The organism is Vibrio marinisediminis, assembly GCF_014050145.1.
GTDB lineage: Bacteria > Pseudomonadota > Gammaproteobacteria > Enterobacterales > Vibrionaceae > Vibrio > Vibrio marinisediminis.
Window position 1 is genome coordinate 1 of the sequence record NZ_JACFYF010000364.1, and the last position, 233, is coordinate 233.

At 33.9% G+C, this 233-nt stretch carries 1 protein-coding gene; it reads right to left on the reverse strand.

From position 1 onward, the window contains the following. On the reverse strand, positions 1-233 hold a 233-nt coding region (locus H2O73_RS24365), incomplete at both ends, for a cation:dicarboxylate symporter family transporter (protein WP_182110846.1).

Here is a 233-nt window from a genome sequence, read left to right on the forward strand (position 1 = left end):
TATGCGGTTATTTTCATAATACTTCCAGATAGGTGTATAGTTGCGCACAGTGGTATAACGAAACCTGCTATTTTATCTGAAACCCCATTTTTTATAGTTTGTTTTAAAGTTACAGGAATAGTAGCAGCAGAAGACTGCGTTCCTAAGGCTGTAAAATATGCAGGCATTATTTTAGATAATAGTTTTAAAGGGTTTTGTTTTATAAGCACTCCTGCTATAGTATATTGGAGTAG